We start from the raw sequence: 11,682 nt of genomic DNA, 5'->3' as shown, positions 1-11,682 counted from the left end.
CAATGCAGGAATCAATCCTTATTATCTGTTTAAAAATTAAATTAGTATCAATAAATTTAGCTTCATTATCACCCTATCTTTTTATGATTTTATAAACTATTACTTTGCTGTTAAATATATTCGAAATTTATTTTAACAATCACTAATATTCTTTAAATGTATATATTCAATTATAAAATTTATCTATTTTTAATAAAATAATTTATATTACACTACCCTTACAGCATGTGTAAATTTTCCACTGGATACGGAAGAAATTTTAACCACCTCACCTGAATGAGGTGCATGTATATATTGCCCATTACCAATATAAATCCCTACATGTCCAGATTTCCATAATATATCACCTGGTTGCGCTTGTGAAACACTTATTTTGGTTCCACAATTACCTTGATCCCCAGAAGTTCTTGGAATTGAAATTCCTACTTGTGCGTAGCACCATCTAACAAGGCCCGAACAATCAAACGAATTAGGTCCATTTCCTCCCCACACATACGGACATCCTAATCTAGAATACGCAGCATCAACAATCTTATCACGTATTGTCGGTGTTATTTTTTTATAAGCTGGGCCTCCTCTATTAAAATCGTCTCCTTTAGCAATCAGTCTAACTTCAATAGCTTCTGATTGAAGTCTACCTCCTGTTGTCCCTGCTGGTTCACCATTTTTTGCCCAGCCTAGCCAATCATTTTGTGAAACATGCACCCTATAATATATATCAAAAAAATCAGATAATGTTGGCGATAATTTTATTTCTACCGCTTCTATAGCTCTATCTTGACCTTCTGTCCCAGACACTTGACTACTAGAAACCCAATTTTGCCAACCTATATCAGAAACATGCGCTCTATATAATATTCCGTTATTTCCTTCAAAATCACTTAAATTTATCCTAATAGCCTCCATTCTCTTACTTTGACCTGTAGTTCCTGCTGTTGTCCCTTCGCCAACATAATTCATCCATCCAATATTTTGTACATGTGCACTATAGTTTAAAATTGGTTTTGTTAATAAAGATTTACCTCCTGTTAAAAATTCACTTCCTTTGGTAACCAATCTAATTTGAAATGCCTCTGTTCGAAGAGAAATCCCCACTGATCCAGCGGTTTCTCCGTTTTTTGCCCAACCTAACCATCCTTTACTTGGAACATGTACTCGATAATATATATCATATTTATCAATATATTCATCTGTCAATTCAACTTGTACTGCTTCTATAGCAGATGACTTACCAGTAGTACCAGCTTGAATCCCTGATGTTACCCATGTTTGCCATCCAATTTCAGCTACGTGAGCACGATATTTTATCATACTATTTTCATTTTCTTTAAGATTAATAATTAATGCTTCTAGCCTCTTACTTTGACCTGTGGTTCCCGCTATTTCACCATTAGAGACTATCTCTAGCCATTTTTTGTCTTCGACATATGCTTGATAAGTTATCTCAGGTGCCTCCATTGCTTTTAATGCAAAAGATGGTGTTAAAAATCCTAAAGTTAAAATAATTATTGTACATATAAGCATTACTTTCACAAATAGCTTTAAAAACTTTTTCATAAGATTCTTTCCCAATATATCATTATTTATAATCTATTATTATAAAATAACGATTATGAAATATTTGATATAATTCCCTTTCCTTAATTTTATTTATAATTGTAAAAGTGAATATATGCTTTAATACTATTTTATTTATCATATGTCTTTTATTTAATAGTTTATTTTATATAATATATTATCTCTTCAATAATAAATGTGCTAACTTTAAAACTTACTTATACTAACCTCCTTTAATATTTATTTTTTTATGATTTGATATCTTCTTATATACTATTTTTAAAAACTTCATACATAATAAAATTATTTATAACATAAGATAAATATTAACAAATTTTATTTCTCTTATACTAATATTACAAATCTTAAATATCAATATGTGGCAATAAAAATTTTATATTACTATATCATAAATTATGATTATAAAATAAAAATAGTCATATCTATTTTAGATTATAATTTAATAGTTTTAAAACACTCACTTATTCACTTTATAATATAATAAATTTTTTATATTTCTTATTTTCAGTATAAATGCTATTTATATTTATTGTAATACATCAAAACTCTAATCAATTATTCTTTTATATATGTTAAACTTTATTATTTTCAACAAATTAATAAAATTATTTGTTTTCATATTATTATACTTATACTAACTATTTTTAGTATACACTTTTTTATAATTTATCTCAACATCAAATAAACTGCCACCTGATTGACTCCATATTACTATTTAAATAAAATATGCTACTATGCCAAGATTTTTGACTACATAAATGTAAGAAATTTAATTAATTGCTGCTAATTAAATATATTTATTTATTAGATGATTTAAAATCATAATGTAAATATACTCTTATCATATTATAGAAATTATAGAAACCTTTTATATATTCAAATATTAGACTATGTAGATATTCATAATTTATAATCTTAAATATGTTTTATCACTCTTTTAATCAATTCATGATAATAACTAATTTTCAACATATAAAAAAAGCAAAATTTTATACTCTCAAAACAAATATGAAACAATTTTAAAAAACAAAATTAACTCTACAATTAACCTTAGAGAAAACCCTATAAAAAATAATAAAAACATATAAGACTAACTAAAGTTTCATTGGATTTTAGGACATTATCTAATATATAATGTATTATTTTGTTATAATAATTTTTATCTGTCTTACAAACATGGGATTAAGATACAATTATTCCATTAATCTATATTTTGAAATCTTTAGAAAATAAAAAGAATGCATCCCATTCAATAATACCATACTACATATTATATAAAATGGTACAAAGAAATACATATGCACTTATGCTAAATGAAAATATTTATAATACAAAAAATCATTATCTGTTACAGATAGTAATTCTTCAGACATTTTTAAAATACGGAGTGATTAATCACTCCGTATTAAATGAAGATTATCTAAACTCCTATAACTCAAAGTTATTTTTGATTACTTATATAAACAAAGGAGAAAAAATTAGGTCTAAACATCCTCCAAATTATTCACCAAAACCGATAGGTATTTTAGAGCAATTTTTATTAAAGCGCCTGATTATTTAGAGCCTCTTTTATTATTTTACATTTATTTTTTTATAAACGGTCTTGCTGTATTTCCTGGCTCGCTTCCTCCTTTTTGAACAATCCTTATTTCTATTGCCTCTATTCTTTTGGACATTCCTTCACTTCCGGCACTTGCTCCATTTTTTGCCCAATCTAACCAGCCATAATCGGCTATATGTACACGATAGTAGATGTCATATTCTTTTTCCATTTCTCCTGTAAGCTTGATTTCTATCGCTTCCATCTGCTTATTTCTTCCTACTGTTCCTGCAACCGTTCCATTGCTTCTAAATTCCTGCCATCCAATATCTGCACTATGTGTTCGGTATTCGATATTCCCTCCATATGGCTGATTTTCTAATGAAATGCTTATTGCTTCCATCTGTTTGCATTTTCCTATTGTTCCTGAAATACTTCCATCATATACATCTGATAGCCATCCATAATCAGCTACATGCGAAGCATATTTTATATATCTTTTCTGCACATATGCTCTTTCTGTTGCTCCGGGTGCCCTGCTTCCTTTTTCTACCAATTTTATTTCAATTGCTTCAATCTGATAGCAATATCCTGCTGTCCCTGCTGCTTTTCCATTTAATGTCCAATCTAGCCATCCTAATTCCTCTGCATGTACTCGATAATATATATCATATTTCTCTTCAAGCTCACCCGTTAATTTAATTTTGATAGCTTCCATCTGTTTGTTTTCACCAGTTGTTCCTGCCTGGTTTCCATTATCTGTCCATGCCATCCAGCCATAATCAGCTACATGTGCACTGTATTCCACTGTACCTTTATATACATTATTTATCAAATTTATCTTAATGGCTTCCATCTGTTTGTTTTTGCCAGTTGTTCCTGCTGTTTCTCCATCACCAACTGTTTCTAACCAGCCATAATCAGCTACATGTGCCTGATAAACCAATTCTGGTTCTTGTTCTATTACCGTTACTTTACAGCTTGCTGTTTTTCCATTACTTGTTCTTACTGTAATTGTAGCTTCTCCTTCTGATATTCCTGTTACTTTTCCATTACTGTCTACTGTTGCTACTTTACTGTTGCTTGTTGTCCATGTCAATGCTTTACTGTCTGTTGTATCACTTGGATTGATCGTTGCTTTTAAATTAGTAGATTGATTTAAATTTAGAGTTAATAATGATCTATCTAATGTAACTCTTGTTATTGGTATATTTGAATTAATAACATTTATCGTTGATGAAAGTATCATTGTATTATTACCGACTGGTAATGATACTGTTAATTCTGTTTTTCCTCTCTTATGTGCTTGAATTCTATTGGTAATACTATTATAAGTAGCAATACTAGTATCTTTAATAGTCACTTTTTTTGATAGACTTATTATTGGATTAGCTTTAATCGTTAGACCAAGTTCCTTTTCTTTTATACCAGATATATCTAATGTTATCTCTTTTAATAAATCAACTCCAATAAATCCTTCTTTACCTGTTTTGTTATCAATTAATTTATCACTTCCATAAACTGTTCCAATTGCTTCATTTTGTTTAGTTTTATTAATATCATACAATACATTTTCAGGTTGTTTATATCGATCATAACTTGTAAAATATTGTGTTCCAACTACAGCTCCACTACTTTTCTTACCACTGCTTACAACACCATTAACATAACAATCTTGAATTGTTCCATTTTGATTTAAACCAATTAAACCACCTACATTTATTCCTTGAGTTACATTGGCACTACTATAACAATCTTTAATCGCTCCTCCACTAGATAATACTCCTGCTAATGCTCCAGTCCCTAAATATTGACCATTATTACTTGATTGATTAGATATTTTTCCTGATTTAATTGCAATATTTTCCAATTGACCACTAACTGTTCCAAAGATTCCAGTATGTGAAGAATTTCTATTTGTAATTGAAATATTTTCAAAATTTAAATTCTTAACAACTCCTCTACTTGATAAGGTGTTTATAAAGCTTGATTGATTATTAAGTGTTAAATTTTTAATAGCAAAACCATTTCCATCTAAAGTTCCACTAAAATTGGAAATTGTTTGAAAATTACTAACACCGCTTAAATCAATATCATTTAGTAATTTAAATACTTTTGTACTATTTTTTCTAATTAAATCAAGATCATCAACACTACTAATTAAATATGGTTTAGCAGTACTTCCATCACCTTGAACTATTGGTACATTAATATCAAAAGTTATACTATTGCTACTACTACTAGTGATATTAATAGTAATCCCACTATTTGTACCATTACTATAAAATAATGTATCATTATTCCAACTATACGTTGTATTAAGTGGTTTACCAATGCTACTGCGACCATTTTTACTTAATACTGCTTGATTTAGATTTCCTTCTCCTTTACCACAACCAGTTTCATTTGGCCTAAAAACATATAAATAATCATTTTTCCCAGTTGAAGTACCATTCATATTTCCATTTTTTACTTTAGAATTAATTCGATATACAACAAGTCCATCACTAATACTTGTATCAGATGCATAAACTTTATCTCGTTTTTCATAATATTCCACAATAAAAAACTCATCTTCATTAACTGGTGAAACTATTTTAACAGCTCTTTTTTCACTTGGGTTAGAATATTGTGGCTTATTCAAAGTAACACTTGTAGACGATTTTACCTCCGATAAGCTATTCCATCCTAAATTGTTATACTCGCTTGTCATATATGCCAATATACCCTGTGGGTTATAATTTGTTGTAGTAGCCATAATATCATAAAATCCAACTGGATCACCACCGCTATTATAACGATATAAATCAGGTAATCCTAAAACATGCATATACTCATGAATAATTGTACCATAAGTACCTTGGTTCATTGAAAAAACGCCACCTAAATAATTACTATCATAAGTATTAATTAAGTTATATGTATTAACTTTCTTTCCTTCTAAAGTAACATTTAAATTCATCCCACTAATTTTATGAGACCATAATAAATCAGACCATTCTACTTTATCCTCAGTTACTTTATCAGCCTCAATAAAAAAAGAAATAGCATCAACATTACCATCATTATTTTTATCTAAATCACTTGCATTAAAAACTCTTTCGATACTTTCTTTAGCTTTAGATAGAATTTCATTTACTAACTCTTCTTCTCTTTCACGAGCTTGAGTTAATGTGTAACCATTTGGATTACTAGCAGATTTTTTCATGTAATAACTGCGATTTTTTGATAACATTACTGATACTACATTACCGCTTTTATCTTGTGGAAAAAAAGTAGTTTTAGTAGTCATTTTATGATATGTATATTTTTCAACATATTCTTTTAATGAAATAATCGGTACGCTACCGTTGGGTGTTTCCATATTTCGATTACCCTTATTCATTACAGCCTCGGCCTTGCTTAATGTTTGTACATCATCAAGACTTGTTCCTGTTTTATCAGGAAATTCAACCATTATTGCAAGATAATTGTTTTCTTGAGGTGCACTTGAACGTAAATAACGATTATGTGTTATTGGTTTTACCTCCTCTTTTTCTAAACCATACATTTTAGTATAATCCAATAATCCCCCCGCATGTTCTTCTAATAATGTTGTATCAAGTTCATCATTTTTTCCATAAACAGATATAACTGTAAATGACCCCATAATTAATGAACCTATTAACATTGCAATAACTAATTTAATTTTCATATTACATTCCTCCTGATTATATTTTACTACATATAATCATACTTTTTAATACAAAAAAGATAAGTTAAAACATATTTTAGATTCTTATAAGACATAAATAAAGGAAGATTTAAAATTTATTAAAAATCAATAAATTTAAATCTTCCTCTTTTTTATCTCAATTATTTTTTTATAAACGGTCTTACTGTATTCCCTGGCTCGCTTCCTCCTTTTTGAACAATCCTTATTTCTATTGCCTCTATTCTTTTGGACATTCCTTCACTTCCGGCACTTGCTCCATTTTTTGCCCAATCTAACCAGCCATAATCGGCTATATGTACACGATAGTAGATGTCATATTCTTTTTCCATTTCTCCTGTAAGCTTGATTTCTATCGCTTCCATCTGCTTATTTCTTCCTACTGTTCCTGCAACCGTTCCATTGCTTCTAAATTCCTGCCATCCAATATCTGCACTATGTGTTCGGTATTCGATATTCCCTCCATATGGCTGATTTTCTAATGAAATGCTTATTGCTTCCATCTGTTTGCATTTTCCTATTGTTCCTGAAATACTTCCATCATATACATCTGATAGCCATCCATAATCAGCTACATGCGAAGCATATTTTATATATCTTTTCTGCACATATGCTCTTTCTGTTGCTCCGGGTGCCCTGCTTCCTTTTTCTACCAATTTTATTTCAATTGCTTCAATCTGATAACAATATCCTGCTGTCCCTGCTGCTTTTCCATTTGATGTCCAATCTAGCCATCCTAATTCCTCTGCATGTACTCGATAATATATATCATATTTCTCTTCAAGCTCACCCGTTAATTTAATTTTGATAGCTTCCATCTGTTTGTTTTCACCAGTTGTTCCTGCCTGGTTTCCATTATCTGTCCATGCCATCCAGCCATAATCAGCTACATGTGCACTGTATTCCACTGTACCTTTATATACATTATTTATCAAATTTATCTTAATGGCTTCCATCTGTTTGTTTTTGCCAGTTGTTCCTGCTGTTTCTCCATCACCAACTGTTTCTAACCAGCCATAATCAGCTACATGTGCCTGATAAACCAATTCTGGTTCTTGTTCTATTACCGTTACTTCACAGCTTGCTGTTTTTCCATTACTTGTTCTTACTGTAATTGTAGCTTCTCCTTCTGATATTCCTGTTACTTTTCCATTACTGTCTACTGTTGCTACTTTACTGTTGCTTGTTGTCCATGTCAATGCTTTGCTGTCTGTTGTATCACTTGGATTGATCGTTGCTTTTAGTGTTTCAGTTGTCCCTTTTACAAGTGTTGTTTCTTGTTTGTTCAATGTTACACTAGAAATTGATAAATCTTGAATAATTCTAAACATTACTGCTTTTATTTCATTATCTCCTGATGTAACTCCACTTACTGAACCCTGATTAGTCCAATCTGACCATCCTTGATTAGATAAATATGTTCGATATTGTAATTTGTATCCATCATTATTATTTAACGTAGCATTGATTGCTTGTAATGATAATGATTTACCTGTACTACCAATAATTGTATCTCCTTTTACATTATCATAATTTACCCAACCATTTACTTTATCATATGTTTTTACATTCAATTGATAATTACTGCTGATATTATCAATTCCAATTTTAAAAGCTTCTAGTGCATAAGATTTTTCAATATTCCCAGCTATTTCACTATCACCTACATAATCTAACCAACCGTCTTGGCTTATATGAGCTTGATAATAAATACTTGGTTTTGTAATTATTACAGAACCATCTCTTACTAATTTAAAATCAATTGCTTGAATATTTTTTCCACTTATTCCTGCATCTTCACCTTGATTAACCCATGGTTGCCAACCGATATCAGCACTATGAACTCGATACTGTAATCGATATCCAGCTTGATTACTTAAATTAAAGTTAACAATTTGTAATGCTTTATCAGCATTTCCAATTTCTGTGTCTGCGGTAATTTTATCATAGGTTAGCCATTTACCATCACTATAAACTTTAGCTGATAGTTTTGCCGATTTCACAGCATTTGCTAAAGATATTTTAATTTGATATAAATCCAATGATCTTCCTGTAGTACCTGCTGTATTTGGTTCCGTTACTTGTTCTAACCAACCAATATCTTGACTATTAGCACTATATGAAATAGTTGGTTCACTACTATCTTTTCCTGTTGGCTGTCCAGTAACATTTTCAGTATTTTGGGCTATTGATGAACTAGAATTAAAACCGTTGCTTACTACTGTTACACTTGATTTTGGAATATATCCATAATCTTTATCAAAAGAATATTCAGCCTGACTAGGCATATTTATAATTCCTGTACGATTACTATTTACCGCACCATCTGATTGTATTTTATAATAATTATTTTTTTCTCCATTTTTTAAAATAATAAATGGATAATTAGCAGGTGCTTGATTTTTTAAAGTAGTTGTTTTACTTTTGGGATAAGTTGAATAAAGTGTATTTGAATTTGATACTGCATCGCTTTTTATATTTATAACGCTATGATTAGCATTGATCGTATCTTTAATAACAATTGTATATTTATATGAATCTTTTGATCCTAAATAGCTATCTATTTTCCAACATACTGCTGCTGCTTTTTCTCCCCAATAAGGATCAGAAGCATACTTAACATTAATTCCACTACCTTTATCTCCTAAATTAGCTCCAAAATATCTACCATCTGTAACAGGATCTAAATATCCTTTAGATATGAATTGTGATGAATGATAATAAATGCTATATTCTACAGACGAATATCCATTTGCGCTTCCTCCAGGATCACTATCATATGCTGCATGCCCAAATAAATTATTTTTTTCTGCTGCAATTCTACTACAACCCCATGCACTTTCATTTGCTGCTACTCCAATCATAAGTAAAGCATTAGTTCCATATTTATTTTGATTTTCAATAAAGGCATCAGCCATATTTCTCAATTTTGACGTACGTCCATAACTATTTTCTGATGCTGTAACCATTGAAGCTATAGCATTATTTAACTCAACTGCACTATAAGCAGTAATACTTCGATGAGAAAGATACTCATAATAATTATAGTATGGTGAAGAGCTATTCACTGAATTAGCTCTAGTATTATTACGATAATCATTCAACATTTTTGCATAGCTTGCATATGTACTTCCTTCATAAAAATAGTGACCATCGTAGCTATAATAATCCACACCTTCTTTTAAATACGATGGTTTAGGTCCATAATCTAAGGCTGATCCATAATTACTACTTGCTAGATTAGTACTAATACCATGATATATTCTACCATTTTTCACGTAATATTTACTTAATGTGTTTACTGCAGAGCTTGTATATTCTAAAACTTGAACTTCATTAACATTAACCCAACCAACTACACCAGCCTGCATAAATTTTACTTTTGTTGGATTTGATTCATTATCATATCCTAAAAATGCTCCATCAGCTGCATAGTAACCATTTGTATACCCAGCTCTACCAGTAGTAACCTCTGTATATTCGGTATTATATGATGATGAACTTTTAGTTCTAAAATTTACTACCGCAACAGATGAATTACTAATTCTTGGTTGAGCATCCATTACTTGTCTTCTATTTATAACATCCGTTTCTTCTAATGGATGAACATTTCCATTTTCATCCATTGTCGTTATTTCTTGATTAGTATCGAGTATTGCTCCTACTTCTGTTTTATCTTTGTAATCATCAAGAGTAGATGCTGCTTTTTCTTTTGCTGAAACATCTATCAAAAAATAACTATTTGAAATACATACGGTTATTACAATTAATACCGCTAAAATCTTTTTAAAGATATTTTGCATCTAATAATCCTCCTTTTTTTCTCTCCGTTGGCATTATATCAATGATTTGTCTAAAATACTATATCATTTTATTAATCACATAATTTGTTAAAATGTCTAGCATTATTTAATACTACACCTATAAATAACATTATCAAAAATTTTGATATTTATTTCATAACAATACTATTTCTTATATCCCTTAGCTACCACATACATCCCAATATAAATTATCTCAGATACAAACATGAATGTAATCATAATTACAACAAATGATGCTAAAGGACCATATACAGTAGTATAATCACTAATACTAAAATAATATTTCAAACCTAATATTAATAATAATAATAAAATACTTGCTATAGCTGTTCCTTTCATAGTATCGATCCAAGCTACTTTTACTCCTGGTATTATTTTATATATTAATGATAACAAAATAAATAATACTAAAAACAAATATGTATTATCAAAAATAAATATATTACTAAGATTAATAAAACTATTAATAATTGGTATAAATGCTAATAATGAAGTTATTAGCATTAGTAAAATAAGTACTATTAATGTTTTAAAGACTGTTATCATTCTTTCAACTATAAAATTTCGATTACTTGTGTAATTAAATAGTGTTTTTGAAATTTCATACATTTGATTGATTCCTTTACTAACTACATACAAAGAAATTATAAGCACAACCATTGATGAAATACTAATATGTTTAGCTGTTAGTGAACTTGTAACAATATTTGAAAATTCCGGTGTTAAATATTCAGTAAGTAATACTTCTAAATTACTTAAATCAATATTAAATAATGAAGATAAAAATGCGCATAATGAACAGATTGGAACTATTGACATAATCAAATAATATGCTAAAGAAATACTGGCATTTTTACTAACCTTTCTTCTATAATTAGATATTTTATAGTTTATTTGGATATAAATATTATTTATTACTTTTTTCATAATACATTCCCCTATCATATTTAGTATATATTAGAAAGCATTTATATACAATTAATTTCCTGGGCAATAACTTTCATTTATTTATAAAATGACTTATAATA

At 29.3% G+C, this 11,682-nt stretch carries 4 protein-coding genes; all 4 read right to left on the bottom strand.

The window, feature by feature from the left end:
* Nucleotides 1–207: 207 nt before the first annotated feature.
* The gene (locus tag NQ543_RS00200) at nt 208–1,557 is read right to left on the bottom strand and encodes an NlpC/P60 family protein (protein WP_004610826.1); all 1,350 of its coding nucleotides are present in this window, start codon (nt 1,555–1,557) and stop codon (nt 208–210) included.
* Between the two features lie 1,604 nt (nt 1,558–3,161).
* On the bottom strand, nt 3,162–6,812 hold the full coding sequence (locus NQ543_RS00195) for an Ig-like domain-containing protein (RefSeq protein ID WP_004610828.1): 3,651 nt from the start codon (nt 6,810–6,812) through the stop codon (nt 3,162–3,164).
* Between the two features lie 161 nt (nt 6,813–6,973).
* Nucleotides 6,974–10,633, bottom strand: a complete 3,660-nt coding sequence (locus NQ543_RS00190) for a glucosaminidase domain-containing protein (protein ID WP_004610829.1) — start codon at nt 10,631–10,633, stop codon at nt 6,974–6,976.
* A 165-nt stretch (nt 10,634–10,798) separates the two neighbouring features.
* A complete protein-coding gene (locus NQ543_RS00185) occupies nt 10,799–11,581 on the bottom strand; it encodes a YihY/virulence factor BrkB family protein (RefSeq protein ID WP_148344844.1) in 783 nt (260 codons plus the stop codon).
* Nucleotides 11,582–11,682 lie beyond the last annotated feature (101 nt).

Source organism: Thomasclavelia spiroformis DSM 1552, assembly GCF_025149465.1.
In the GTDB taxonomy this organism is placed as follows: Bacteria; Bacillota_I; Bacilli_A; order Erysipelotrichales; family Coprobacillaceae; genus Thomasclavelia; species Thomasclavelia spiroformis.
This window is presented reverse-complemented; position numbering and strand designations above follow the sequence as displayed.

Coding starts and splice junctions, on each gene's coding strand:
- NQ543_RS00195 (WP_004610828.1), bottom strand. CDS start 6,812: ATGAAAATTAAATTAGTTATTGCAATGTTAATAGGTTCATTAATTATG.
- NQ543_RS00185 (WP_148344844.1), bottom strand. CDS start 11,581: ATGAAAAAAGTAATAAATAATATTTATATCCAAATAAACTATAAAATA.
- NQ543_RS00200 (WP_004610826.1), bottom strand. CDS start 1,557: ATGAAAAAGTTTTTAAAGCTATTTGTGAAAGTAATGCTTATATGTACA.
- NQ543_RS00190 (WP_004610829.1), bottom strand. CDS start 10,633: ATGCAAAATATCTTTAAAAAGATTTTAGCGGTATTAATTGTAATAACC.